The sequence below is a fragment of the Nocardioides nematodiphilus genome, from assembly GCF_020216525.1.
Classification (GTDB): domain Bacteria; phylum Actinomycetota; class Actinomycetes; order Propionibacteriales; family Nocardioidaceae; genus Nocardioides; species Nocardioides nematodiphilus.
Map to the genome: position 1 here is coordinate 295,905 of NZ_JAIWOY010000002.1, position 24,384 is coordinate 320,288.

Here is a 24,384-nt window from a genome sequence, read left to right on the forward strand (position 1 = left end):
CCACACTCATTTCTGTAACATGTTCTACTCTAACCAGGTGCGGCTGCCAACCCATCTGATGCCCACCCGGCTGGCGAGCCGGACGATCGGTCACCTCCTCGGCGGCACCACCGACCTCGCCTCCGACTGGCTCGCGCGCCGCCGGGGCGTACCGGAGATGGTCGTGCCGCCCGGCGACTGGATCGAGCTGCCCGGGCGCGGCCGTACCTGGCTGACCGACACCGGCCCGCGGGACGGGCGGCCGGTGATCCTGCTGCACGCGATCGGCTGCACCGGGATGCTGACCTGGTTCCCCACGGTCGCGGAGCTGTCGAGGACACATCGGGTGATCGTCTTCGACCAGCGCTGGCACGGACGCGGTGTGCGCTCGGCGAGGTTCGCCCTCACCGACTGCGCCGACGACGTCGCCGCGGTGATCGGTGCCCTCGGCCTCGAGCAGCCGATCGTGGCGGGCTACTCGATGGGCGGCGTGATCGCGCAGCGGACCTGGCGCCAGCACCCCGAGCTGATCGGCGGCCTGGTCCTGGCCGCGACCAGCGATCACTTCCGGGTCACCCCGCACGAGCTGGTCTTCCACGAGGGCGTCGAGCTGGCCGCGAAGGCGCTCCGGATGATCGCCTCCCCGACCCGTCGCGGCACGGCCGACCCGGTGGCAGCGACGGCGGCAGCCACGGCGGCGGCCTACACCGCCGAGCAGGTCGGCCGCTGGGCGATCCGGGAGTTCCTCAGCACCGGCCCGCTGACCGTCGCCCAGGCCCTCGGCGTGCTCGGTCGGCACCACTCCACGCCGTGGCTGGAGCTGGTCGACGTGCCGACCGCGGTCGTGATCACCACCCGCGACGAGCTGATCCCCGCCGGGCGCCAGCGTGGCATGGCCTCGCTCATCCCGGGCGCGACCATGCACGAGGCCGAGGTCGGCCACGGCGGCTGCGTGCTGGAGGCGGCCACGTTCGTACCGGTGATGCTCGCAGCGATCGCGAGCGTCCAGGCCCGCCTCGAGGGCCGGGACTCAGAGCAGTGCGGCTGAGAGCGCCTCGAGCTCGAGCGGGAAGGCGCCGGCGAGGTGCGACGGCTCCGGCACCGACTCACGGCATGCGATGACGCCGACGTGCAGGCGCCCGTCGAGGCTCATCACGCTGATGTTGAGGCCGGCGCCGTGCAGGATGGGGCCGAGCGGGTAGAGCCCGTTGATCCGCGCGCCGAGGAAGTAGAGCGGCATCGGCGGACCGGGCACGTTCGAGATGATCAGGTTGTGGATCACCGGCCCGTGGTCGGCGAGCCGAAGCGAGGTGACGGCGCGCATCGCCGTGCCGAAGGTCCGCGGCCCGGCGAAGGTCGCCCAGTCCTGCAGCGTGTCGGCCGGGATCGCCTTGTGGTGGTCCTTGGCGTGCGCGTTGATGACCGCGAGCCGGTGCAGCCGCTCGACCGGGTCGGCGACGTCGGTGCCGAGCCGGGTGAACATCGAGGACACCTTGTTGCGCCCCACCTCGTGACTCGTCTCCGCGTGCACCGAGACCGGTACGGTCGCGAGCAGCGAGGTGTCCGGTAGCTCGTCGCGCTGCTCGAGGTAGCGGCGCAGCGCGCCGCCGCTGATGGTGAGCACCACGTCGTTGACGGTCGCGCCGGGGACGGCGTTCTTGATCGCCCGTACGCGATCGAGCGGCAGGTCCATGAAGGCGACCGAGCGGTGCCCGGTGATCGTGCCGTTGAAGGAGGTACGAGGAGCGGTCAGCGGGGCCGCCATCGCCATCCCCCGCCGGGTGCGCGCACTGGCCTCGGCGAGGATCCCGACCGTCGGGCGCACCATCGCGGCCAGCTGGAACGGCCGGCGGGCGGTCGCGGCCACGCCACGGGCGATCAGCTCGGTGCGGCGCGGGCGGCGGGTGATGGGCTGCCACGACGGCGGCAGGTCGAGCAGGGGCGACTCCGGCTCCAGACTGCAGAAGAAGGAGAGCGCGTTGGCTCCGTTGACGCCGTCGACCGAGGCGTGGTGCATCTTCGCGAGCACCGCCACCTGGCCCGAGGCGAGGCCCTCGATGACGTACATCTCCCACAGCGGACGCGAGCGGTCGAGGCTCTGCCCGGCGAGGTGGCCGACGAGATCGGCGAGCTCGGCATCGCCGCCGGGGGCCGGGAGCACGAGGCGGTGCACGTGCCGGTCGATGTCGAAGTGACCGTCCTCGACCCACAGCGGGTGGTCGAGTCCGAGCGGGACCCGGCGGATCTTGCGGGTGAACATCGGCACGTCACGCACCCGACGCGCGATCGCCCCGCGCAGGTCCTCGAACCGATACCCCTCGGGCATCGTCTCCGGGTCGAGCAGCAGCAGCCCCGAGACGTGCATCAGCTGCTCGGGGGTCTCGAGGTAGAGGAAGCTCGCATCGAGTCCACTCAGCCGGTCCATGATGCAGAGGATAGAGCGCGCCGGTGGAACGCGTTCTACATCTCGCCCTCTATCTTGGGTGACATGCGACTCCGGCCCCACACCCTCCGCCAGGCCGCCCTCGCTGTGCTGACGGCCAACGCCTACCGCCCGCTGTCGCGACGCGAGGTCTCCCCGCCCGCCTTCGCGGCGGGCTGGCTGGTCTCCGAGCTCGCGCCGCACCTGCTCGCGTTGAGCGCCGTGGACACGGCGATCTCGCTCGAGCGTCGCCGCGTCGGCCCGCTGGGGCTCGCGCTCGCCACCGGCTCCGCAGCCGGCCTCGGCTATCTCGCCTGGCGTGCCACCGGCACCGACACGACCTTCCGCGAGGTGCTCGAGGAGACCTACGCCGCGGTCTCCCCCGACGACGAGACGACGGCGCCCGAGCGGACCTCGCTGCGCAGCCTCGCGCGGCCGTTCGCGATGGCCGATCCGCGGGTCGAGGTGATCCGCGACGTCCCGTACACCAAGGGCGGGGTCAAGGCACGGCTCGACATCTACCGGCCCCGGGAGGCGACCACCGAGGACGGCAGGGGTGGCGCTCCGGTCCTCATCCAGATCCACGGCGGCGCCTGGACCATCGGGCAGAAGGAGCAGCAGGGCCTGCTGCTGATGAACCGGATGGCCGCGCGCGGCTGGGTGTGCGTCTCGGTCAACTACCGGCTCGCGCCGAAGTACCGCTGGCCCACCCAGATCGGCGACGTCCGCAACGCGATCAGCTGGGTGCACGATCACATCGGCGAGTACGGCGGGGATGCCAGCCACCTCGTCCTCACGGGCGGCTCGGCCGGCGGGCACCTGGCCGCGCTGGCCGCCCTGACCTCCCTCGAGGCCTCGGGGATCCCGATCGCCGGCTGCGTCCCGTTCTACGGCGTCTACGACATGGCCGGCGACGACTCGTACACGAGGGCGTTGCGGAAGTTCCTGGCCAAGCGGGTCTTCGCGGCCGACGCCACGATCGAGGACTTCAAGGAGGCGTCGCCGATCGAGCACATCACGCCCGACGCCCCCGACTTCCTGGTCGTGCACGGCGCCAACGACACACTCGTCTCGGTGCGGCAGGCCCGGGCGTTCGTGGAGAGACTGCGCGCGGTGTCGAAGGCCTCGGTGACCTACGCCGAGCTCCCCGGCGCCCAGCACGCCTTCGAGATCTTCGGCTCCATCCGCTCGCACGCCACGATCAGCTCCGTCCAGCAGTGGCTGGAGTGGCACCGCACGCACGTCGGCGGGGCGAGCGCGGGCGGCAGACACGCCGCCCGCTGACCCGCCCCGCCTCCCGCCGCTGCCCTCGGCTCAGCCCACACCCGCCTGGGCCGCGTCGGTCACGCTGATCCCGTCGGCGAACTCGACCAGCTGATCATCGGTGAGCCCGAGGCTGTCCCAGGCCTGCACGACCACGTCGTGCTTGCCGTCCATGTACTCCAGGGTGGTCGCCGTGCCCGGCTCGTCGCGCAGGTACCCGGTGCCGCCGTGGACCTGGACCGGGTGATCGGTCTTGTGGAAGGTCGCGTCCTGCGACTGGAGCATCACGACCAGCTTGTCCTGGAAGTCGTTGATGTCGGTGGCGTCGCCCGGGCGGGTGACCGCCAGGACCGCCGGGCTCACGCCCTGCAGGACGAAGCCCTCGGGCACCTGGCCGACGGTGAAGCCGGGCTGCTGGGCACCGGTGTAGTCGACGAGCTTGAGGCCGGCGGCCTTCGCCGTCGTCGCGCCGCGGTGCGTGGGCGCCGCGCTCGGCGGCGCGGTCGTGTCGGGCTGGTTGGCGACCGCGACGAACGCGACCGCACCCACCGCCGCCAGCGTCACGCTCCCCGTCGCAAGGCGTACGGCCCGGCGTCGGCCGGCGGCTCGAGCCCCCCGTCGTACGTCCCCGGCGACCTGCTCGTCGGTGGTGGGGCCGGGGGCGGGGCGCAGGGTGCGCAGCCGGCCCTCGATCTCGTGGTGCTCGCTCATCAGGATCCTCCTCGGTTTGCGGTCTCCAACAGGTGCGCGCGGAGCTTGGCGAGCCCGCGCGCGGTCTGGCTCTTGACGGTTCCGGTCGAGCAGCCGAGCAGCCCGGCGACCTCCTCGACCGGCAGGTCCTCGACGTGACGCAGCACCACGGCGGCTCGCATGCGGGGCGGGAGGGCGCGCAGGGCGCCGGTCAGCTCCGGGTCGTCGACGCCGTCGTCCACCGCTCGGTCCGGGGGCGCGTCGACGCTGTGCTCTCGTCGCACCCAGGCCCGGCGGCGGTGGTCGAGGAAGCAGTTGACCAGGGCCCGGCGGGCGTACGCCCCGGCCTTCGTCTCCCGCACCCGGCCCCAGTGCAGGTACAGCCGCACCAGGGTCGCCTGGGTCAGGTCCTCCGCGAGATGACGATCCCCCGCCGTCAGGGACGTCGCCGTCGCGAGCAGCTCGGCGCGGTGTGCCCGTACGAAGGCCTCGTACTCGCTCTGGTGTCTCACACCTCTACAACGGGTCGGCCGGGGCGCGAGGTTGCACGCGACTCGGTTTGATGTGTGCCACCTGTGGGCACCGGGCCTCATCACCCGATGGAAGGAGCCCCTCATGGGTTACGGAAGTGGCGCGTTTCTGCTGGCGGTGGGCCTGATCCTGGCCCTCGCCGTCGACAAGCAGGTCCAAGGCGTCGAGATCACCATGATCGGCTGGATCCTGACGGCGGTCGGCGCAGTCGTCCTCGTCCTCTCCGCGATCACGTGGAACCGCGGTCGTGCGAACCGCACGGTCGCGACCACCACCCACCGCGACGGCACCCAGACCGTCGAGGAGCGCCGTTCCAGCGAGCTCTGAGTCCCCAGCAACATCCCGCAACGCCTCCGGGCCGCCCACTGTCGCGGTCAGTCCGGAGGCGTTCGCGCGTCCGGCGCCGGGTCAGCGCGGGAGGCCGAGGATCTGCTCCGCGGCCACGTTGCGGAGCAGCTGGGTCGTGCCACCGGCGATGGAGAGGCACCGCGTCAGCAGCATCTCGTGCAGATCCGCGGAGGAGTCGGCGCCGGAGAGCAGCGGCTCGTGGCCGGCAAGGGTGACGGCCAGCTCGGAGGCCTCCTGGCGGGAGCGGACGCCCAGGAGCTTGGCGACGCTCGACTCCGGGCCGGGACCGGAGCCGGTGAGCGCTCGGAGGGTGACGCGGGCACCGAGCGACGCGCACACCGTGGCGAGGGCGACCTGGTGGCCGACACGTACCCGATCGACCGGCGAGTCCCCCACCAGCTCCACACAGCGCTCGACGCTCACGCCGAGTCGCGCGGAGGCCATCGCGACGCGCTCGTTCGCCAGGGACGTCCGAGCCAGGCGCCAGCCGCCGTGCACGTCGCCCACGACGCACTCGTCCGGGACCACGACGCCGTCGAGGAAGACCTCGTTGAACATCGCGTCCCCGGTGATCTCCCGCAGGGGGCGTACGTCGAGGCCGGGCAAGCGCATGTCGACGAGGAAGTACGTGATGCCTCGGTGCCGGCGCTCCGTGGGGTCGGTCCGCGCCAGGCAGATCGCCCAGTCGGCCTCGCGGGCCAGCGAGGTCCAGACCTTCTGACCGGTGAGCCGCCAGCCGCCGTCCACCCGTTCGGCGCGCGTGGTGAGCGAGGCCAGGTCGGAGCCGGCGCCGGGCTCGCTGAAGAGCTGGCACCAGTTGATCTCGCCGAGGAGCGAGGGCCGGACGAACCGCTCCCGCTGCGCGTCCGTGCCGTGCTGGAGGATCGTCGAGACCGCCCACCCGGCGATCTTGAGGTCCGGGCGCTCCACCCCGGCGGCGGCGAGCTCCTCGTCGATCACCAGCTGCTGGACCGGCGTGGCGTCGATCCCGTACGGGGCGGACCAGTGCGGTGTCAGGTAGCCGCTGTCCACGAGGGCGGCGCGGCGGTCGTCGGCTGCCGCGATGGCGGCGACCTGCTCGCGGACCTCCGTGCGGATCGCCGCGTCCCGGTCCTCGCCGTGCCCATCCTCCACGCGCACCCGGACGCGCCGGCGCGCGCCGCTCACCGCCCGCCCGGCCAGCGACAGCGCGAACCCATCCCCGGCACCGAGCAGCGCGCGCAGCGTGATCGCCCGGCGCAGGGCGAGGTGAGCGTCGTGCTCGAAGGTGAAGCCGATGCCGCCGAGGACCTGGATGCAGTCCTGGGCGACCTGCACCGCGCCGTCGAGACAGATCGCGCCGGCCACGTCGGCCGCGTACGCCCACTGCTCGTCGTCGCCCGCATCCGCCGCCGAGGCGACGTCCCACGCGGCGGCCGCGACGGCCTCGCTCGTCTCGAGCATGCCGGCGCAGAGATGCTTGATCGCCTGGAAGCTCCCGATCGGCGCGCCGAACTGCTCGCGCACCTTCGCGTGGTCGACCGCCGTCGCCAGGCACCACGAAACCACGCCGGCACACTCCGCTGCCGCGAAGGTGAGCGCCATCCGACGTACGTCCTCCTCGGCCAGGCCGTCGATCCGCGTCGCCGCGTCGACCGGCCCCGTCCACGAGACGCGCGCGGCGCGCCGGGTCAGGTCCAGGCCCTCGACCGCCGCGATCGCCGCCTCGTCGGCGGGCACCAGCCACCACGCACCCTCGCGCGGGAGCAGCAGCAGCTCGGCACCGACGGCGTCGTACGCAACGTCGGGGCCGAGCGCGAACCCGGCCCGCGCGCTGTCGGGCAGCGCCGAACCGTGTCGCGCCAGCAGCGCGCCGACGACCGTGGTGCCGAGGAGCGCACCAGGCACCAGCGCGGCAGCGCAGACCTCGAGCGCGACCGCCGCGTCGAGGACCGATCCCCCGCCGCCGCCCAGCGCCTCCGGCACGCAGATCCCGACGACACCCTGGTCGACGACCTTGCCCCAGACGGCGTCGAAGACCTCGGCGGCCTGGCCCTCCGCAGCGCGCGCCAGGGCCGGGCCGCCCAGCCCCTCGGCCCAGCCGCGCATGCTGGTAGTCAGGTCGCGGTGCTCGTCGCTGACGCCGATCGGCATGAGGCACTCCTCACAGAGGGTAGAACGTGTTTCAATTCTACAGAAAAGGAGAACGTGTTTCATAGTTCGACGCTCCAGCGGCTAGCCTGGCGCCGATCAACTGCTACAGGGAGGATGCAGGGTGACCACCACCACGGGGACCGAGGCGAGCAGCGCGGGCTCGGCCGCACAGCGGGAGCGGCGCAAGCGGATCCTGGACGCAACCATCGCGCTCGCCTCCGAGGGCGGCTTCGACGCCGTCCAGATGCGGACCGTCGCGGACGACGCGGAGGTCGCGCTCGGCACGCTGTACCGCTACTTCCCCTCCAAGATCCACCTGCTCGTCTCCGCCCTGGACCGCGAGTTCGAGCGCGCCGAACGGCGCACCGCCGAGCTCGCCGTACCCGGCGACACCCCGCATGAGCGCGTCATGTTCATCCTCGGGCGGACCACCGCGGCGCTGCAGAAGTCGCCGCTGCTCACCGAGGCGATGGTACGGGCGTTCATGTTCGCCGACGCCTCGGTCGCGGGCGAGATCCACCAGGTCGGCACCCGGCTGATCACGATGATCAGCCGCGCCATGACCGGCTCCCCCTACCACAGCCAGGCCACCGAGGAGGAGGCCGCGATCGTACGGGTCATCTCCGACGTATGGCTCGCCGCGCTCGTCGGCTGGGTGACCGGACGCACGACCGCCGAGGACGTCGAGAAGCAGATCGACGTGGCGGTTCGTCTTCTCCTGCGTTGAGAGGTCAGTTCTCGAGGGTCGAGAGGTCACTTTTCGAGGGTCGAGAGGTCACTTCTCGCGGGTCGAGAGGTCACTTCCCCGCGATAGGTGACCCCTCAAGCCACAGGATGTGACCCCTCGAGCCGCAGGATGTGACCTCTCAACCGCCGAAGGCGTGGGTCGCGCTTGCGCCGCCGTCGATCGCCAGCTCGGCGCCGGTCATGAAGGACGACTCGTCGCTGGCCAGGTAGACGTACAGCGGCGCGATGTCCTCGGGGAGGCCCACCCGCTTGAGGGCGACCTTGGCGGCCCCCCACTCCATCGCCGCGTCGTCGGCACCGACGCCGCGGGTCATGCCGGTGTCGATCATGCCCGGGTGGACCGAGTTGACCCGGATCCCCTTCGGGCCGAGCTCGAGCGCGGCCGCCTTGGTCAGCCCGCGGATCGCGAACTTCGTCGAGGTGTAGCCCGCGACGACCGGCATCCCGGCCAGCCCCTCGATCGAGGAGGCGTTGATGATCGAGCCACCGCCGGCGGCGACCATTCCGGGCGCGACGGTCTTGATGCCGAGGAAGCAGCCGAGCGTGTTGACCCGCCAGAGCAGCTCGAACTCCTCGACCGGCTGGTTGACGATCTCGTTGAAGCGCAGGATGCCGGCGTTGTTGGCCAGCACGGTCGGGGTGCCGAGACGATCGCCGACCTCCGCGACCAGCGCCTGCCACGACTCCTCCGAGGAGACGTCGTGGTGCACGAAGATGGCGCTGTCGCCTCCGTACGCCTGACACAGGTCCTTGGCCAGCAGCGTGCCGGGCTCGTCGGCCACGTCCGCGATCGCGACGCGCGCGCCCGCCTCGACGTACGCGCGGGTGATCGCCGCGCCCTGTCCCTGCGCGCCGCCGGTGACGATCGCGATCTTGTCCTGAAGACGTCCCATGTCAGCTCCCGGCGTTCGAGTGGGCGAGTGTGGCGGGCGTGAGGTGCATGATCGCGTCGGCGGCGAAGCCGACACGGGGGTCACGGTCGGCGAACCAGCAGCCGACGTGCTGGTCGAGCGATTCGAGGTCCCAGGTGGCCGCGCCGGCGGCGTCGACGCCCAGGTCCCAGCGCTGCGCGACGGTGGGCGCGGCGATGGCCGCGATCATCCCGCCGTACACGACGAAGACCTGGCCGGTGATGTTCGCAGCGGCCGGCGAGGCGAGGTAGGCGACCAGCGGGGCCACGTGGTCGGGGCTGTACGGATCGATCGCGGCGCCCGACTCGTCCGCGCCGAAGACCGCCGCGGTCATGGCGGTGCGCGCACGGGGGCAGATCGCGTTCGCCCGGACGCCGGAGCGCCCGAGCGCCCGCGCGGTCGACACGGTCAGCGCGGCGATGCCGGCCTTGGCGGCGGCGTAGTTGGGCTGCCCCGGCGGGCCGGAGAGGAACGCCTCGGAGGCGGTGTTGACCACGGCGGCATCGACGGGCGCACCCGTGGACTTGGCCTGGTCGCGCCAGTAGGCGCCGGCGTTCCGAGAGATCAGGAAGTGGCCCCGCAGATGCACCGCGATGACCGCGTCGAACTCCTCGTCGGTCATGTTGAAGAGCATCTTGTCGCGGGTCATGCCGGCGTTGTTGACCACGACGTCGAGGCGCCCGAAGCGATCCAGCGCGGTCGACATCATCAGGTCAGCGGTCGCCCGCTGGCTCACGTCGCCCGGCGCCAGCGCAGCCTCGCCGCCCAGCGCCCGGATCTCGTCGGCGACGCCGTCGGCGCCGCCTGGCAGGTCGTTGAGCACGACGCGCGCCCCGGCACCGGCGAGCGCGAGCGCCTCGGCGCGACCGAGACCCGCTCCGGCACCGGTGACGATGGCGACCCTGCCGTCCAAGGAGACGCCCACGCGCTCAGCCCTCGACGATGCTGATCGCGGCCCGCGGGCACCCGGCGACCGCGCGCTCGACGCGCTCGCGGTTCTCGTCGGTGACGGCCGGGTCCTCGATCTGGAGCAGGTCCTCGTCGTCCAGCTCGAAGACGTCAGGGGCCATCGCCTCGCAGATGCCGTTGGACTCGCAGAGGTCCCAGTCGACGCTGATCTTGGCCATCACACTCTCCTTGACTCTGCCACTCAGCCCTGGCCGGGCAGGGCGGACATCTTGCGGTGGTCCCAGCTGGCGACCTTCTCGGGCTCGATCACCACGCCGACCCGCTTGGTCGCCTGCTTGTCGAGGATCTGGTCGCCGAGCTCGCCGAGGTCGACGCCGCCGGACATCCGGGTCATCACCCGCGCACCGAGCACGCGGATCTCGTCGTACTCCTCGACCAGTCGCGCGGTGCCGCGGATGCTGACACCGCGCAGCTCGAAGTAGTCCTGGCCGTCCTCGACGAGCGCGCTGACGCGCGGGTCGCGGCGCAGGTTGGTGATCTTCTGCGAGGAGCCGTAGGTCCAGAACGTGATCCGGCCGGCCTCGTCGAGCGCGTAGAAGAGCGTGGTGAGGTGCGGCGCGCCGTCGGGTCCGACGGTGGCCACCTGGACCTTCATCTGCTCGGCCAGGAACGCGGCCAGCTCCTCATCGCTCAGACGTACGGAGTCTCGTCCCGTGGCCACTGCACTCCCCTCGCATCGAATCCAGTGATGAACGCGGCGATAACCCCGCACCATCACCAATACTAGAACGTGTTCTACCCTAGCAGTCAGGCCGACGCCATGTCATCGATCAGCCAGGTGCCGTCGCGCCTCACCAGGGTGAGCAGCTCCCACTGCGGGCTGGCCACCGAGTGCGTGGTGCTCGCGGCGGTGGCGTTCTGGTTGACGAACACCAGCACGCGGGCGCGGTCCTCGGTGGCCGAGACGATCGAGACGGCGCAGTCGTCGGAGGCGCACGCCTTCTTGCTGTCCGACAGCGAGGCCACCGTCGCCTTGATGGTGACCTTCATCCTGGCCTGTTCGGCACGCTGGCTCCGCGCCGGCAGGTCCGCCTCGTACTTCCTGCGCATCGCCGGCGTCATCAGCTTCTCGGCGGCGGCGATGTCGGCCTCGGCCTCGGCGGCGCGGTAGGACATCGCGGTGGTCGTCATCGAGCCGGCCTGGGCCATGATCCCCGCGCGCACGGCGGAGGAGGCGAGCTCGCCGTCCGGCGCGACCTGGGAGTCGTTGGCGCGCTTGACCGCGTACCCGGTGCCGACGAGGGCGACGAGGAGCAGGAACGCGAGCAGCGCGGTCAACCGTCGGGGCGTCATGACACACCTGCCAGGTCCGACATCTTCCAGCCATCGCCGGTGCGGGTCAGCGTGACCACGAACCGATACTTGTCGCACGCCGCACCGGCGTGCGGGCACGCGTCGGTCGCCTTCTGCTTGGTGGTGGAGGCGTTGCTGACCACGACGTTCGCGGCGACCATCGCGGTGGCGGTGTCGCCCTTGACCGAGCGCAGCCCGACCCAGCGGACGTCGCCCTTGGAGACGGCCTTGGCCTGCTCGGCCGCGGCCTTGAGCGTCACCGCGGTGCCCGCGTACTGCTCCTTGAAGGAGCCCGTCGAGAGGTCCTCGACCGCCTGCTGCTTCTGCTCCATGTGGTGGTAGTCCACGTCGAGGAAGGCGAGCACCGAGCGCGTCGCGGCCGCCTGGACGTCGGCGTACGCGTCGACGCGCTTCTCGGCGTCCGTGGTCCACGGCAGCACGCGACTGCCGCCGATGAGCACCACTGCGAGCAGGATGAGGGCAAGCACGAGCAGAGCGGCCAGCGCCGCGTTGATCCTCGTGATCACTCGGCGCCTGCTCCAGGCCCGGAGACTCCACTCAGCATGGCCGCATAGCTGTCGAGGACCGAGAGCGGTCCGCCGCCGTTGTCTGGTGTCACCGTTACCGTCCTCCCGTTCCCGAGATCTGTGGTCCCCGTCACGGCATCGTACGACCCCAGCCGCAGCGGGTAGTCGATGCTCGCCGCCGGCGGCGCCATGTTCGCGCCGCGCTGGTTGATCGGGTCGGGACCGGCGTAGCCGGGCTGGGCCCGAGGATCGGTGCACTTCGCGTGGAAGTACGGCCGCGGATCGGTCAGCTGGGCGCCCGGGATCCAGTCCTTGGGCGGCATGTAGCCCTTGGTGCAGACCGGGGTCGTGTAGGTGAGCTGCATGTTGAGGTGGCCGTACCCGTCGCCGGGGGTGCCGACGAAGCCGTTGGCCGCCATCAGCGGGAACGTCACCAGGGTCTGCTCGATCTCGGGCAGGCGCGCGGTGAGGACCTGGTTGACGGTGGCGAGGTTGGTGATGAAGAGCGGGAAGAGCGGCTGCAGCCCCTCGACCAGCGACTGCACCTGGTCGACGGCGGTGGGCCCGCCCTGCAGGATCGAGCGCAGGTCCGGGTCGGAGGCCCGCAGTGCCTGGGTGACGCCGGCGAGCCCGGCGGCGAACGTACGGATGTCGTCGGCGTGGGCCTGCTGGGTGGCGAGCACCTGCTTGCCGCTGTCGAGCAGCGAGATGGTGCTGTCCTCGTGCTTGCTGGCCTCGTCGATCAGGCCCGCGCCGGAGTCGACGAGGGTGCGGAGGTTCTTCGCGTTGCCGCGGAACATGTCGCCCGTCTCCTTGACGAAGCCCTGGAGATCGTGGGCGTTGACCGAGTCGGCGAAACCGCTGATCTTGGTGAGCAGGTCGTCGGTCGACTCCGGCAACGCGTCCGCGCCGGCGGTGAGCACGTCGCCGCCGTCCAGGTACGGCCCCTCGGATGCGGTGGGCAGGAAGTCGAGGTACTGCTCGCCGACCGCCGACAGGTTGTGCACCCGCACCTGCGCGTCGTGCGGGATGTGGGTGCCGGGCTGGAGCTGCAGGGTCGCGCGGGCGCCCTTGCGGGTCAGCGTCATCGCCGTCACCTTGCCGACCTTGACGCCGCGGTAGTCGACCTCGCTGCCGACGTAGAGCCCGCCGGAGGCCGGCAGGTCGAGGGCCACGGCGTACCCGCGCCCCAGGACCTTGTCGACGACCCCCAGGTACGCGGCCGCGACGTAGACGATCCCGACGGCGGCCAGCACCGCGAAGGTGAGCAGCCTGATCCGTACGCCCCGCGTCATCTCGAGCCTCCCAGGATCCCGCCGAGCAGGGAGTCGGCCAGGCCGCCGATGCCACCGCTGGAGGTGCCGCTCGAGCCTCCGCCCAGCAGGCCACCGGTGAGCCCGAGCAGGGGCGCTCCGGCACCGGGTGACGTGCGGGGCGGCACGGTCGCGGCCTTCGAGCCCTTACTGGTGCTCGGCAGGACGCTGGCCTTGCCCACCATCGAGCACGCGAAGTCGAGCCCGGTGAGCTTGCACAGGGTCTTGACCAGGGGCTGGAGCTGGTTGCAGTCGCTGGAGTACGTGCTGCACAGCTGCAGGACCTGCGGCAGACCGGTGTCGCCACCCGTGGCCAGGCCGTTGAGCAGCTTGCCGAGGTCGAACTCCATGTGGAACAGCGCGTTGGAGTAGTCGCCCTTCGCGAGCGTCTCGGCCTGCTTCGGGAACGGGAAGCTGGCCGCCATCATCAGGCCCCGCGGCAGGGAGTCGCCGGCGTCGGCCAGCTTCGTCAGGGTGGGCCGCAGGTCGTCGAGGATCGTGGTGAGCTGCTTGCCGTTGCGGTTGATCACCCGGGTCGCGATCGTGCCGAGGTTGTCCAGGCCCTGGAGCATGTTCATCAGGTCGTGGTGCTGCTGGTGCAGCACCGTGATCGCGGGCCCGAACGAGTCGAGCGCGTCGCCGATCGTGGACTTCTCGTGGTTGAGGGTGGCGGTCAGCCGGTCGACCTGCGTCATCGCGGCGACGATGTCGTCCTTGGACTTGTCCAGCGTCCCGACGAGGGTGTTGACCTGGGTGAGCACGGCCCGGATGTCCTCGGTCCGCCCGTCCATCATCTTGTTGAGCTCGGTGCTGATGGTCTTGAGCTGGCCGACGCCGCCGCCGGCGAGCAGTGAGGAGAGCGCGCCGAGCACCTCCTCGACCTCCGGGTTGCGGGCGGTCGAGTCGAGCGCGATGTGGGCGCCGTCGGCGAGCCGGCCGGCGCTCTTCACGGTGTCGCCGCCGGGCGCGCTGAGGGAGATGTACTTCTCCCCCAGCAGGCTGGTCTGGCGTACGTCGGCCACGGCGTCGGCGGGCAGCACGATGTCCTTGCGGATCGTCATCGTCACCTCGGCGTGCCAACCGACGCGCTTGACGTCGTCGACCTGACCGACGGCGACGTCGTTGGCCATCACCAGGGTGCGCGGCACCACGTCGACGACGTCGGCGAAGTCGGCGGTGACCTGGTAGCCGTCACTGGCCTTGACCACCTTGCCGGGCAGCGGCAGGTCGTACGCCTGCATCCCGCAGCCGGACACGAGGGCGACGGCGAGGAGGGCCAGGAGCCAGCGCTTGAGCATCGTCACTTCGCCGTCCCCGAGATCAGGCCCTGCACCTGGGCGGCCAGGCCGCCGAGCGTGCTGGTGCCGTTGGTGACCAGCGAGGGCACGCTGAGCGCGTTGGTCAGGCCCGCCCCGACGGTGGTCGCGGCGGTGTCGGGCACGAGCAGCTTGAAGAGCTTGCAGACCAGCGGGGCGTTGGGGATCCGGTCGTTGGTCACGATCCCGCACAGCAGCCCCGGCAGGTCCATGCCGGTCGGCCCGAGCTGGAGCCGGATGCCCTCGGTGCCCGTCCCGGCGTCGAAGGAGTCGGCCAGGTCGGCGAGCCCGAGCGGAGCGAGCTGGAGCACGTCGGCCAGGCTCTGCTTCTGGTCGGCGACCACCTTCAGCGTGGTGGTCAGGTCCGAGATGCCACCGGTGAGCCTGTCCTTGTTGTCGCGCACGAACCGACCTGTGATGTCGACGGCGTCCGCGATCGCGGCCAACGCCTTCTGCAGGTCGCCGCTCTCCCCCGACAGCTCCTGGGAGACCTGCGCGAGGTGCGTCATGAAGCGCTGCACCGTCGGGTCGTTCTTCTGGAGCGTGGTGGTGATGCCGTTGAGGCCGTCGAGGGTGTCGAAGAGGTTGCTGGAGTTGTCGTCCAACGTCTTCAGGACCTGCGACACGTTGGCCAGCATCTGGTTGCCGAGCTTGCCGTTGCCCTGCAGCGCGTCGGCGCCGGCCTTGAGGGCGTTGTTGAGCGCGCCGTTCTTGTTGGCGCCGTTGGGGCCGAGCGCGTCGGTGAGGTCGGCGACCGACTTGTAGATCTCGTCCATCTCGACCGGCACCGCCGTCCGGGCCTTCGGGATGTCGCCGCCGTCGGCCATCATCGCGCCGCCCGTGTACGCCGGGGCCAGCTGGACGAAGCGATCGGCGACCAGCGTCGGGGTCACGATCGCCGCCTTCACGTCCGCGGGCAGGTGGTACGTCGCGTCGTACTCCATCGTCACGGTGACGCTGTCGCCGTCGGGCACGACCTTGGTCACCTTGCCGACCCGGACGCCCATGATGTCGACGTCGGAGCCCTGGTAGATGCTGGTCGCCTGGGAGAAGTGCGCGGTCACCGTGCGGGTGCCGCTGCCTCCGCCGACCGCGCTCACGCCGGCCGCGACCAGCAGCAGCGCGACGACGATCGCGACGACCCGCCACGGCGTCAGGGCACGGATCCATTCCATCGGCGCCATCTTCGGTGCGGGCATCAGTCCAGCCCCTTCCGTCGGCCGGGCACGAACTCCCCGGTGGCCAGGCTGGCGAAGTTCGGGACGTAGGCGTCGAACCACGGACCGGTGCCGATGATGTTGACCAGGATCGAGGCGTACGGGCCGTAGTACTTGATCGTGTCGCTGATCTGCTGCTTGCGGTCGTTGAGGAACGTGATCGCCCGGTCCAGCTCGTCGAGCGCCGGGCCGAGCTGCTTCTCGTTGTCCCGGGCCAGGCCGCGCAGCTGGTCGGCGAGGGAGCCGGCGTTGACGAGCAGGGCGTGGATGTCGTCGCGGCGCTGGATCAGCTCCTTGAAGATCTGGTCGCCCTGCTTCATCAGCCCGACCAGATCGCCCTTGCGCTGGTTGATCAGGTCGACGACGTGGTGGGCGTGCTGAAGCAGCTGGTCGATGTCGTCGTCGCGTGAGGCGATGGTCTGCGAGAGCCGGGCCAGCCCCTCGAAGCTGCCCCGCACCTGCGGCGCCGCCTGGTTGACCGTGGTGGCGACGGTGTTGAGCGCGGTGCCGAGCTGATCGGTGTCGATCTTCCCGGTCGTCTCGGTGAGCTGGTCGAGGGTGCCGACGATGTCGTAGCCGGCGGTGGTGCGCTCGAGCGGGATGGTCGCGCCGGCATCGAGGTAGGCGCCGTCGTCGTGGGCGGTGGTGCCGGGCTCGAGGCGCAGGTACTTCTCGCCGAGCAGGTTGAGCACTTCGATGGAGGCCTCGGTGTCCTCGCCGAGCTTGGCGTCCTTGACCGAGAAGGCGACATCGACGCTGGCCCCGCCGCCGGAGGTGTTGATCGTGATCTTGTCGACCCGCCCGACCCGGACACCGGCGACCTCGACGCGGTCGCCCGTATGCAGACCGCTCGCGTCGGCGAAGCGGGCGTGATAGGTGGTGCCCTTCATCCCGGGCAGCTTCTGCAGGTTGAAGGCGAGCACCATCGCGAGGGCGAGCGCCACCGCGGTGGCGGCCCCGGCGCGCATCAGCTTCCGGTCGGAATAGGTGGCCATCAGGCATCACACCGCTTCGCGGTGGAGTAGACGGCGACGCTGCTGAGCGCCTTCTGCAGTGCCTTGATCACCGGCGAGTCGTCCAGGATCTTGCCGAGCGAGGGCAGCTTGATCACGACGTCGAGGTCGCAGAGGTAGTAGTTGTACGAACTGCCGTAGGTGCCGATCCGGACCTGCGCCTGCAGCGTCTTGGGCAGCCGCTTGAGGGTGTCGTCCATCAGGGCCTGGTTCTCCGGCTTGTTGAGGGTCGTGACGATCCGGCGCAGCTGGGCGATGTCGGTCTTGGTCGCGGGGCGCACGTCGGTGAGCAGCGTGGCCAGCTGCCCGCTGAGGTCGCCGATCTGGTGCACCGAGTCGCCGATCGTCGTCTTGTCCCTGGCCAGGTCGCCCATCCACCCGCTGAGCTGGGTGAGCAGCTGGGAGAGCTGGGTGTGGTGGTCGTCGACGGTCTTGAGCGTCGCGGAGAGGTTCGTGATCACGTCCCCGATGAGCTGGTCGCGGTCCGCGAGCGTGCTGGTCAGCGACGCGGTCTGCTGCAGGACGCTGGCGATGGTGCCGCCCTCCCCCTGGAGCACCTTGATCAGGTTGAGCGACAGGTCGTTGACGTCCTGGGGGTTGAGCGCCTGGAAGAGCGGCTGGAACCCGTTGAACAGCTCGGTCAGGTTGAGCGCCGGAGTGGTCTGCGCGACGGGGATCGTGGCGCCCGGCTTGAGCGGCGCGCCCTTCGCGCCGGCGTCGGCGGTGCTGCTCTGGGTGAGCGCGAGGTAGCGGGCACCGACCAGGTTGAGGTAGCGGATCTGGGCCCCGGAGGCGGTCGTCATCGGGACGCCGTTCTCGACCCGGAAGGTCACCTTGGCCTGATCGCCGTCGTAGAGCTGGACGTCGCGAACCGAGCCGACCGAGACGCCGGCGACCCGGACGTCGTCACCCTTCTTGAGCTCGCTGGCGCTGGTGAAGATCGCGCTGTACGTGTGCTGACCGCCGCCGCCGAGGTGGCCCATGATGATCGCGAGCATCCCGGTGACGATCACCGAGGTCAGCGTGAAGATGCCGAGCTTCACGGCGGCCGTGGCGGTCACCATGTTGCGACTCGAGAGGCCGGTCATCACTTCAGCCTCATGATGTCGGGGTGCTGGGCCGGGTCGTCCTCGGTGCCGTCCTTGATCGGGGCATCCAGGTGGGGCGACTTGGGGATCTTGTCGTACGCGATGTCGGGCAGCCCGGCACACCAGGGGCCGTGCCCGATCGCGCCGTACTCCGGGCGGTCGGCGCGCGTGTAGGCGGGCTTCTGCGAGCCGCCGAGCGTCATCGTCTGGCTGACCCGGCTGTTGCGGAAGATCTCGTTGAGGTTCTTGGTGTAGAGGTCGAGCCCCTTGAGCAGGCAGGGGTACTCGGGCGAGTAGTCGGCGAGCAGCTTGACCAACGGGACAGCGAGCTGCGACTCGGTGTCGATGCTCGCCTCGTTGTCGTGCAGCAGCGCCGTCGTCGAGTACGACAGACCCGTCACGCTGCTGAACAGTCCCTTGAGCTGGTCCTGCTTGGCGGTGACCGTCTTGGCCGTCACGGTCGCGTTGTCGAGGATCCGCACCAGATCCGGCGCGGCCAGATCGTAGGTGTGGGCGACGTCGGCGAACGCCTTGATGTCGCTGGTCAGGGTCGGCAGGTGGACGTTCATGGTGGTGAGGTAGTCGTTGAGCTGGGTGATGGTCGCGCCGAGCCGGTCGCCGTTGCCCTGCAGCGCTGTCGACAGCGCGGTCAGCGTGCTGTTGAGGTCCTGCGGGCGCACGGCCTGCAGGATCGGGAACAGCCGGGCGAGCACCGACTCCAGTTCGACGCTGGTGCGGACCCGGTCCGCGGGGATCACGGTGCCGTCGCGGAGGCCGCCGGCGGCCGGCGTGGGCGGGTCGACGAACTGGACGTACTTCTGCCCGAAGAGGGTGGTCGGCAGGATCTCGGCGTCGACGTTGCTCGGGATCTGCTCGGCCTGGCCGGGATCGAGGCCGAGCTTGATCACGGCCTGGTGCCCGTCCTGGCTGACCCCGCGGATCTGGCCGACGATCACCCCGTGCATCCGCACGTCGCCGAACTTCGGCAGCTGCAGGCCGGCCCGGTCGGCCTTGATCGTCACCCAGGTCACCGAGGTGAAGGCCTTCTGGTAGACCGCGATGGCGAGACCGATCAGCAGCGCCATGATGACGACGTAGCCGATCCCCGCGACGAAGAGCTTGTTGTGCTCCGCACGCGAGTCGTGTTGGGCCCCGACCAGCATCGCCACTACCCGGTGATCCGGACCGTCGTGGTGGAGCCCCAGATCGCGAAGCTGAGGAAGAAGTCCGCGACGACGACCGTGACGATGGAGGTGCGGATGGCCTGGCCGACCGCGCGGCCGACGCCCGCAGGTCCACCGGAGGCGGTGTAGCCGTAGTAGCAGTGGATCAGGATCACCGCGACCGCCAGCACGACGAGCTTCAGGAACGACCACAGGATGTCGACCGGCGGCAGGAACGCGATGAAGTAGTGGTCGTAGGTCCCCGCCGACTGGTGGTAGAGCAGCGTCGTGATCAGGCGCGGCGACAGGTACGAGGCGCACAGGGCGATCACGTAGAGCGGGATGACCGCGATGAACCCGGCCGCCATCCGGGTGGTGACCAGGTAGGGCAGCGACGGGATGCCCATCGACTCGAGCGCGTCGATCTCCTCGCTGATCCGCATCGCGCCGAGACGGGCCGTGTAGCCGCAGCCGACGGTCGCGGCGAGGGCGATCGCGGAGACGAGCGGGGCGACCTCGCGGGTGTTGAAGTAGGCGGAGATGAAGGCGGTGAACTTCGCGACGCCGATCTGGCTGAGCGAGGCGTAGCCCTGGATGCCGACCTCGGTGCCGGCGAAGAACGCCATGAACGCGATGACGCCCGCCGTGCCGGCGATCATGCTGAGCGCGCCGGCGCCGAAGGCCACCTCGGCGAGGATGTTGAACATCTCGCGGCGGTGATGGGTGATCGCCCGCGGCGTCCAGGCCAGGGCCTTGATGTAGAAGAGGAGCTGGTCGCCGAGCTGCTCGATCCGGTTGCGGCGCTCCCGAACGATCGAGCCCGCGACCGTGCCCACGGTCTGGCCCAGGGTGGTGACGGCACTCATCACAGACCGTCCTGCGGCACGACCTGGAAGTAGACCGCCGTGATCACCGAGTTGAGCACGAAGAGCAACATGAACGCGACGATCACCGACTCGTTGACCGCGCGGCCGACGCCGCTCGGGCCGCCGGCGGCGCGCAGGCCGTTGTGGGCGCCGACGATCGCGGCGAGGAACCCGAAGAGGGCCGCCTTGATCATCGAGATGTAGAGGTCGGGCAGCGTGGCCAGTGCGTTGAAGCTGGACAGGAAGGCGCCGGCGGAGCCGCCCTGGACCATCACGGTGAAGAAGTAGCCGCCCGCGATGCCGGTGGCGATGACGATGCCGTTGATCATCATCGAGACGAACACGCAGGCCAGGACGCGCGGGGTGACGAGCCGGACGACGGGGTCGATGCCCAGCACCTCGAGGGCGTCGATCTCCTCGCGGATCTTTCTCGCGCCCATGTCGGAGCAGATGGCCGAGCCCGCTGCGCCGGCGATGATCAGGGCAGCCGCGATCGGGGCCGCCTCCCGGACGACGGCGAGCACGGCGGTCGCGCCGGCGAAGGACTGCGCGCCCAGCTGGCCGGTCAGGTTGCCGACCTGGAGCGAGATCACCGCGCCGAACGGGATGCTGACCAGGATCGTCGGCATCAGCGTCACGCTGGTCATGAACCAGGCCTGCTCGAGGAACTCGCGGGTCTGGAACCGCGTCGTGAAGGTCGCTCTGGCGACCTCGACCGTCATCAGTCCGATGCCGCCCATGCCACGCACGAGCGAGCTCACCTGCGGCATATCGCACCTCTTCGCGTCGGCGGTTCTGTGACCGGGCTCACCAGCGCCGCAAGTAGAACATGTTTCAGTTCTGCAAGCAACGACCTGACCGCCCAACGACGTGTTCGGCCGAAGGTGATGCCCCTGACCGCTGGTCAGACGTCCAGGACTGAGCAGCACCGCCGGCCTCCGAGGAGGGCCGGCGGCGCTGTGGCGAGGCGAGGTCTCGGTCAACGCACCCGGACGGAAGGGCGACGTCGTTCCATGCTTCCGCGCTCAGATGCCCCAGAACACCCGCTCGACGATCGCGTAGGCGTGTCTGGTGGCACGCAGGTAGTCGTTGACCATCTCGTCGCTGGCGTCGGGGGCGTAGCCGAGGATCGAGGCCACCGCGCGGCGCTCGGTGACGTTGCTCGGGAGCTGGTCGGAGGGCTTGCCGCGCACGAGGGTGATGGCGTTGCGCGTCCGGCTGACGCGGCGCCAGGCCGTGCCGAGCGCCTCGGCGTCCTCGGAGGTGATCAGCCCCGCCTCCAACGCGGCATCGAGGCCCTCGAGGGTGCGCGGCGTGCGCAGTCCCTCGACGTCGTGCGCGTGGCACATCTGGAGCAGCTGGACCGTCCACTCGATGTCGGCCAAGCCGCCGCGCCCGAGCTTGAGGTGGGTCGCCGGATCGGCACCGCGCGGCAGCCGCTCGGCATCGACGCGGCCCTTGATCCGGCGCACCTCGCGGATGTCGCGCTCCTGCAGCCCGCCCGCGGGGTAGCGCAGCCGGTCGATCATCGCGGTGAAGTCCTTCCGCAGGTCCTCATCGCCGACGACGGCGTCGGCGCGCAGCAGCGCCTGCGCCTCCCAGACGTCCGACCAGCGGGCGTAGTAGGCGGCGTACGAGTCGAGCGTGCGCGCCAGCGGGCCCTGCCGGCCCTCGGGACGCAGGTCGGCGTCGAGCACGAGCGCCGGGTCGGGACCTGACGAGTTGAGCAGCGCACGGACGCGCTCGGCGACCGCCCGCGCGAATGTCGCCGCCTCCTCCGCGGACGCGCCCTCGGCGGGCTGGTGGACGAAGAGCACGTCGGCGTCGCTGGCGTACGACAGCTCGAAGCCGCCGTAGCGCCCCATCGCGATGATCGCCATCCGGGTCGGGGCCTCGGTCAGCCCGCGTGCGGCCGTGATCTCAGCGAGCGCTCCCCCGAGGGTCGCCTCGATGACCGCGTCGGTGAGGTGCGCCAGCGCCTCGCCGACCTGGGTGACGTCGAGGACGCCCGCCAGCTCGCCGGCGCTGATCCGGAAGAGCTCACGGCGCCGGATGCCGCGCACGACATGGATCGCGGCACCCAGGTCGGTGTGCCGGTCGACGGCGCCGCGCATCTCGGCGAGCAGCGCCTCGACCGGGGTCGGGTGGAGGTCGCCGCCGAGGATCCGTACGCCCTCGGGCTCGCGCTCCAGCAACGCCGTCGTGTAGCGCGAGGTCGACAGCACGCGGGCGAGGCGCTCGGCGATCAGCCCCTCGTCGCGCAGTGCGCGCAGGTACCAGGGCGTGTCGCCGAGGGCCTCGCTGATCCGGCGGAAGCCGAAGAGACCCATGTCCGGGTCGGCGCCGTCGGCGAACCACTGGAGCATCACGGGCAGCAGGTGGCGCTGCATGGTCGCGGTGCGCGAGACCCCTCCGGTGAGCGCCTCCAGGTGGCGCAGCGCAGCGGCCGGGTCCGCGTATCCGAGAGCCGTGAGCCGCTCCTCCGCGGCCGCGAGCGAGAGCCGGGCTTCGGTGCCGGGGATGCGGGCGACCGCGGCGAGCAGCGGGCGGTAGAAGAGCTTCTGGTGCAGCCGGCTGACCTCGCGGCGCTCCTCGGCGAGCCGCTTCTCCAGGGAGGCGGCGGGGTCGCGGAAGAGGCCCATCGAGCGACCGAGGGTGCGCAGCGACTCCTCGTCGCGCGGCACCATGTGGGTCCGACGCAGGCGGCGCAGCTGGATGCGGTGCTCCAGGGAGCGCAGGAAAGTGTACGCGGCGTGCAGCGCCTCGCCGTCCTCACGCCCGACGTAACCGCCGTCGGTGAGCGCCGTGAGCGCGGACAGCGTGGTCGGCACCCGCAGCGAGGGGTCGGCGCGCCCGTGCACCAGCTGGAGCAGCTGGACGGCGAACTCGACGTCGCGCAGGCCCCCGACGCCGAGCTTGAGCTCACGGTCGGCGTCTCGGCTCGGGATGTGCTCGACGACCCTGCGGCGCATCGCCTGGGTGTCGGCGACGAAGCCGTCGCGCTCGGCCGCCTTCCACACCAGCGGCGAGAGCTCCTCGATGTAGGCCCGGCCGAGCTCGTGGTCGCCCGCGACGGGGCGGGCCTTGAGCAGCGCCTGGAACTCCCAGGTCGACGCCCAGCGCTCGTAGTAGGCGACGTGCCCGGCGAGCGTGCGCGACAGGGCGCCCGCCTTGCCCTCGGGGCGCAGGTTGGCATCGACCTGCCAGATCGTGCCCTCCCGGGAGTGCTCCGAGCAGATCCGGATGAGGGTGCTGGCCAGCTTGGCCGCGACGTCGTCGGGACCCTCGTGGACGAAGATCACGTCGACGTCGGAGACGTAGTTGAGCTCGTGGGCGCCGCACTTGCCCATCGCGATCACCGCGAGTCGCACCTCATCGGCGCGGTCGACCTCCTGGCGGGCGATGTGCAGCGCGGCCTCGAGCGTGCCGGCGGCCAGGTCGGAGAGCTCGGCGGCGACGTCGTCGACGCCCATCTCGTGGCCGAGGTCGCGGGCGGCCAGGCGGAGCAGGAGCCGGCGGTAGTCGACACGGAGGGCGTCGCGGGCCTCGGCCGGGCCGAGCCCCTCGACCGCGGCGAGCAGGTGGTCGCGCAGGAAGTACGCCGCCGGCCGGGTCGAGCCCAGCTCCGGGTCGCACAGGTCGCGCCAGTGCTCGGGGTGGCGGGCGAGGTAGTCGCCGAGGGCCTCGGAGGCGCCGAGGACGGTGAGCAGCCGCATCGCGGTGCCCTCGTCGTCGGCCAGCTCCTCGAGCAGCGCCGCGCTGTCGTCGACGGCATCGGCGAGCCGGACCAGGGCGGCCAGCGCGAGGTCGGGGTCGGCCGTGCGCCCGAAGAGGGCGAGCAGCTCCTCGGGCACCGGCAGGCCGGTGAGGGCGGCGAGCGCGGCGTCGGTCTCATCGAAACCGAGCCGCAGCAGGGTGCCCTTCGTGGTGGCGACTCTGGGCGCCATCACTCCCAGAGCTCCCCGCGGGCGCCGGCGCGACCGCGGACCAGCCGGGCGAAGGCCCAGGTCAGCGGTTGCCAGTCCTCGTCGGGGCCACTGTCCTCGGGGTGGAACTGCACGCCCCAGACCGTATCGGCCAGGCGCGCGGCCTGGATCTCACCGTTCTCGGTCTGGGCCAGCGCGACCCCGGCGGGAGGCAGCGTGGTGACGATCTCGCGGGTGGCGTGCCGCGCCCGGCTGTCACCGGCGATCCGGTCGAACAGCGGGTCGAGCAGCACCTCGCAGCCCCAGCCGATCTCGAGCAGGCCGCGCAGTTCGCCGTACGGGCTGGGGGCGACCTTCCCGCCGAGCGCGACGGCCGCCAGCTGGTGCCCCAGCCCGATGCCGAGCGTCGGCACGCCGAGTGTGGCCGCCTCCCGGATCCGGTCACGCAGGGTTGCGAGCCAGGGGGCCTCGTCCGACACCCGCGACTCCCCCGACTCCTGCAGCTCGCCGCCGAGCACGATCAGCCCGTGGTAGGCCCGCGGGCTGGGGATCGTGTCGGCGTCGTACGGACGGCGCTCGTCCACGGCGCACCCGGTCTCGCCCAGCCAACCGGCCATCGGGCCGATCGAGTGGGCGTCGTCGCTCACGACGACCAGGACGCGCGCCATC

At 71.1% G+C, this 24,384-nt stretch carries 24 protein-coding genes; 4 read left to right on the plus strand and 20 right to left on the minus strand.

The features are described from left to right. The first annotated feature begins 37 nt into the window (after nt 1-37). Entirely contained in the window at nt 38-1,027 is a 990-nt protein-coding gene (locus tag KSO98_RS04455) for an alpha/beta fold hydrolase (RefSeq protein WP_225283749.1), read from the plus strand. Here the strand turns inward: KSO98_RS04455 and KSO98_RS04460 are convergent. Continuing rightward, nucleotides 1,010-2,404 carry a WS/DGAT/MGAT family O-acyltransferase gene (locus KSO98_RS04460; RefSeq protein WP_225283750.1) on the minus strand — a complete coding sequence of 465 codons (1,395 nt, stop codon included), beginning with the start codon at nt 2,402-2,404 and terminating at the stop codon, nt 1,010-1,012. The two genes, KSO98_RS04455 and KSO98_RS04460, sit on opposite strands and share 18 nt — an antisense overlap. 63 nt (nt 2,405-2,467) lie before the next feature. Here KSO98_RS04460 and KSO98_RS04465 point away from each other — a divergent pair, with 63 nt between their 5' ends. Next, nucleotides 2,468-3,685, plus strand: coding sequence for an alpha/beta hydrolase (locus KSO98_RS04465; protein WP_225283751.1), 1,218 nt, complete (start codon nt 2,468-2,470; stop codon nt 3,683-3,685). 30 nt (nt 3,686-3,715) lie between these two features. Here the strand turns inward: KSO98_RS04465 and KSO98_RS04470 are convergent, their stop codons facing one another. Then, a complete protein-coding gene (locus KSO98_RS04470; RefSeq protein ID WP_225283752.1) occupies nt 3,716-4,375 on the minus strand; it encodes a hypothetical protein in 660 nt (219 codons plus the stop codon). Beyond that, complete coding sequence (locus KSO98_RS04475) at nt 4,375-4,866, minus strand: SigE family RNA polymerase sigma factor (protein WP_225283754.1); 492 nt, start codon at nt 4,864-4,866, stop codon at nt 4,375-4,377. Before KSO98_RS04475 ends, KSO98_RS04470 begins: the two co-directional genes overlap by 1 nt. A gap of 103 nt (nt 4,867-4,969) precedes the next feature. Between KSO98_RS04475 and KSO98_RS04480 the strand changes: the two genes are divergently transcribed. Further along, the gene (locus tag KSO98_RS04480) at nt 4,970-5,212 is read left to right on the plus strand and encodes a DUF6458 family protein (RefSeq protein ID WP_225283756.1); all 243 of its coding nucleotides are present in this window, start codon (nt 4,970-4,972) and stop codon (nt 5,210-5,212) included. An 81-nt stretch (nt 5,213-5,293) separates the two neighbouring features. On the opposite strand, the gene KSO98_RS04485 is transcribed toward KSO98_RS04480, so the two are convergent. Then, nucleotides 5,294-7,366, minus strand: coding sequence for an acyl-CoA dehydrogenase family protein (locus tag KSO98_RS04485; protein ID WP_225283757.1), 2,073 nt, complete (start codon nt 7,364-7,366; stop codon nt 5,294-5,296). 121 nt (nt 7,367-7,487) lie between these two features. Between KSO98_RS04485 and KSO98_RS04490 the strand changes: the two genes are divergently transcribed. Further along, on the plus strand, nt 7,488-8,093 hold the full coding sequence (locus tag KSO98_RS04490) for a TetR family transcriptional regulator (protein ID WP_225283758.1): 606 nt from the start codon (nt 7,488-7,490) through the stop codon (nt 8,091-8,093). 139 nt (nt 8,094-8,232) lie between these two features. Here the strand turns inward: KSO98_RS04490 and KSO98_RS04495 are convergent, their stop codons facing one another. The 16 genes from KSO98_RS04495 to KSO98_RS04570 all read right to left on the minus strand — a co-directional run bounded on the left by KSO98_RS04495 (nt 8,233) and on the right by KSO98_RS04570 (nt 24,383). Beyond that, nucleotides 8,233-9,006: an SDR family NAD(P)-dependent oxidoreductase gene (locus KSO98_RS04495; RefSeq protein ID WP_225283759.1), complete on the minus strand. Its 774-nt coding sequence runs from the start codon at nt 9,004-9,006 to the stop codon at nt 8,233-8,235. 1 nt (nt 9,007) lies between these two features. Next, complete coding sequence (locus KSO98_RS04500; protein ID WP_225283760.1) at nt 9,008-9,949, minus strand: SDR family oxidoreductase; 942 nt, start codon at nt 9,947-9,949, stop codon at nt 9,008-9,010. Between the two features lie 4 nt (nt 9,950-9,953). Next, complete coding sequence (locus KSO98_RS04505; protein WP_225283761.1) at nt 9,954-10,151, minus strand: ferredoxin; 198 nt, start codon at nt 10,149-10,151, stop codon at nt 9,954-9,956. Between the two features lie 23 nt (nt 10,152-10,174). Then, complete coding sequence (locus tag KSO98_RS04510; protein WP_225283762.1) at nt 10,175-10,654, minus strand: pyridoxamine 5'-phosphate oxidase family protein; 480 nt, start codon at nt 10,652-10,654, stop codon at nt 10,175-10,177. Between the two features lie 86 nt (nt 10,655-10,740). Then, nucleotides 10,741-11,286: a hypothetical protein gene (locus KSO98_RS04515; protein ID WP_225283763.1), complete on the minus strand. Its 546-nt coding sequence runs from the start codon at nt 11,284-11,286 to the stop codon at nt 10,741-10,743. After that, complete coding sequence (locus KSO98_RS04520; RefSeq protein WP_225283764.1) at nt 11,283-11,813, minus strand: Rv1363c family protein; 531 nt, start codon at nt 11,811-11,813, stop codon at nt 11,283-11,285. Before KSO98_RS04520 ends, KSO98_RS04515 begins: the two co-directional genes overlap by 4 nt. Then, entirely contained in the window at nt 11,810-13,108 is a 1,299-nt protein-coding gene (locus KSO98_RS04525) for an MCE family protein (RefSeq protein WP_225283766.1), read from the minus strand. The genes KSO98_RS04520 and KSO98_RS04525 overlap by 4 nt, the downstream gene beginning before the upstream one ends. Then, nucleotides 13,105-14,424, minus strand: a complete 1,320-nt coding sequence (locus tag KSO98_RS04530; RefSeq protein WP_225284144.1) for an MCE family protein — start codon at nt 14,422-14,424, stop codon at nt 13,105-13,107. The genes KSO98_RS04525 and KSO98_RS04530 overlap by 4 nt, the downstream gene beginning before the upstream one ends. A 2-nt stretch (nt 14,425-14,426) precedes the next feature. Then, a complete protein-coding gene (locus tag KSO98_RS04535) occupies nt 14,427-15,641 on the minus strand; it encodes an MCE family protein (protein ID WP_225283768.1) in 1,215 nt (404 codons plus the stop codon). After that, complete coding sequence (locus tag KSO98_RS04540) at nt 15,641-16,654, minus strand: MCE family protein (RefSeq protein WP_225283769.1); 1,014 nt, start codon at nt 16,652-16,654, stop codon at nt 15,641-15,643. Before KSO98_RS04540 ends, KSO98_RS04535 begins: the two co-directional genes overlap by 1 nt. Further along, a complete protein-coding gene (locus tag KSO98_RS04545) occupies nt 16,654-17,760 on the minus strand; it encodes an MCE family protein (protein WP_225283770.1) in 1,107 nt (368 codons plus the stop codon). Before KSO98_RS04545 ends, KSO98_RS04540 begins: the two co-directional genes overlap by 1 nt. Next, on the minus strand, nt 17,760-18,923 hold the full coding sequence (locus KSO98_RS04550) for an MCE family protein (protein WP_225284145.1): 1,164 nt from the start codon (nt 18,921-18,923) through the stop codon (nt 17,760-17,762). The genes KSO98_RS04545 and KSO98_RS04550 overlap by 1 nt, the downstream gene beginning before the upstream one ends. A gap of 5 nt (nt 18,924-18,928) precedes the next feature. Continuing rightward, nucleotides 18,929-19,789: an ABC transporter permease gene (locus KSO98_RS04555; protein ID WP_225283771.1), complete on the minus strand. Its 861-nt coding sequence runs from the start codon at nt 19,787-19,789 to the stop codon at nt 18,929-18,931. Next, complete coding sequence (locus tag KSO98_RS04560) at nt 19,789-20,559, minus strand: MlaE family ABC transporter permease (protein WP_225283772.1); 771 nt, start codon at nt 20,557-20,559, stop codon at nt 19,789-19,791. Before KSO98_RS04560 ends, KSO98_RS04555 begins: the two co-directional genes overlap by 1 nt. Before the next feature lie 255 nt (nt 20,560-20,814). Then, nucleotides 20,815-23,736 (minus strand): bifunctional [glutamine synthetase] adenylyltransferase/[glutamine synthetase]-adenylyl-L-tyrosine phosphorylase, encoded by a 2,922-nt coding sequence (locus tag KSO98_RS04565; protein ID WP_225283773.1) that lies wholly within the window; start codon nt 23,734-23,736, stop codon nt 20,815-20,817. Further along, complete coding sequence (locus KSO98_RS04570; RefSeq protein ID WP_225283774.1) at nt 23,736-24,383, minus strand: type 1 glutamine amidotransferase; 648 nt, start codon at nt 24,381-24,383, stop codon at nt 23,736-23,738. Before KSO98_RS04570 ends, KSO98_RS04565 begins: the two co-directional genes overlap by 1 nt. Nucleotide 24,384: the final 1 nt, after the last annotated feature.

Bases quoted from the DNA above. Each gene is read 5' to 3' on its own strand.
- KSO98_RS04460 (WP_225283750.1), bottom strand. From the start codon at position 2,404: ATGGACCGGCTGAGTGGACTCGATGCGAGCTTCCTCTACCTCGAGACC.
- KSO98_RS04465 (WP_225283751.1), top strand. From the start codon at position 2,468: ATGCGACTCCGGCCCCACACCCTCCGCCAGGCCGCCCTCGCTGTGCTG.
- KSO98_RS04470 (WP_225283752.1), bottom strand. From the start codon at position 4,375: ATGAGCGAGCACCACGAGATCGAGGGCCGGCTGCGCACCCTGCGCCCC.
- KSO98_RS04480 (WP_225283756.1), top strand. From the start codon at position 4,970: ATGGGTTACGGAAGTGGCGCGTTTCTGCTGGCGGTGGGCCTGATCCTG.
- KSO98_RS04485 (WP_225283757.1), bottom strand. From the start codon at position 7,366: ATGCCGATCGGCGTCAGCGACGAGCACCGCGACCTGACTACCAGCATG.
- KSO98_RS04495 (WP_225283759.1), bottom strand. From the start codon at position 9,006: ATGGGACGTCTTCAGGACAAGATCGCGATCGTCACCGGCGGCGCGCAG.
- KSO98_RS04505 (WP_225283761.1), bottom strand. From the start codon at position 10,151: ATGGCCAAGATCAGCGTCGACTGGGACCTCTGCGAGTCCAACGGCATC.
- KSO98_RS04515 (WP_225283763.1), bottom strand. From the start codon at position 11,286: ATGACGCCCCGACGGTTGACCGCGCTGCTCGCGTTCCTGCTCCTCGTC.
- KSO98_RS04525 (WP_225283766.1), bottom strand. From the start codon at position 13,108: ATGACGCGGGGCGTACGGATCAGGCTGCTCACCTTCGCGGTGCTGGCC.
- KSO98_RS04530 (WP_225284144.1), bottom strand. From the start codon at position 14,424: ATGCTCAAGCGCTGGCTCCTGGCCCTCCTCGCCGTCGCCCTCGTGTCC.
- KSO98_RS04535 (WP_225283768.1), bottom strand. From the start codon at position 15,641: ATGCCCGCACCGAAGATGGCGCCGATGGAATGGATCCGTGCCCTGACG.
- KSO98_RS04540 (WP_225283769.1), bottom strand. From the start codon at position 16,654: ATGGCCACCTATTCCGACCGGAAGCTGATGCGCGCCGGGGCCGCCACC.
- KSO98_RS04545 (WP_225283770.1), bottom strand. From the start codon at position 17,760: ATGACCGGCCTCTCGAGTCGCAACATGGTGACCGCCACGGCCGCCGTG.
- KSO98_RS04550 (WP_225284145.1), bottom strand. From the start codon at position 18,923: ATGCTGGTCGGGGCCCAACACGACTCGCGTGCGGAGCACAACAAGCTC.
- KSO98_RS04555 (WP_225283771.1), bottom strand. From the start codon at position 19,789: ATGAGTGCCGTCACCACCCTGGGCCAGACCGTGGGCACGGTCGCGGGC.
- KSO98_RS04560 (WP_225283772.1), bottom strand. From the start codon at position 20,559: ATGCCGCAGGTGAGCTCGCTCGTGCGTGGCATGGGCGGCATCGGACTG.
- KSO98_RS04565 (WP_225283773.1), bottom strand. From the start codon at position 23,736: ATGGCGCCCAGAGTCGCCACCACGAAGGGCACCCTGCTGCGGCTCGGT.
- KSO98_RS04570 (WP_225283774.1), bottom strand. From the start codon at position 24,383: ATGGCGCGCGTCCTGGTCGTCGTGAGCGACGACGCCCACTCGATCGGC.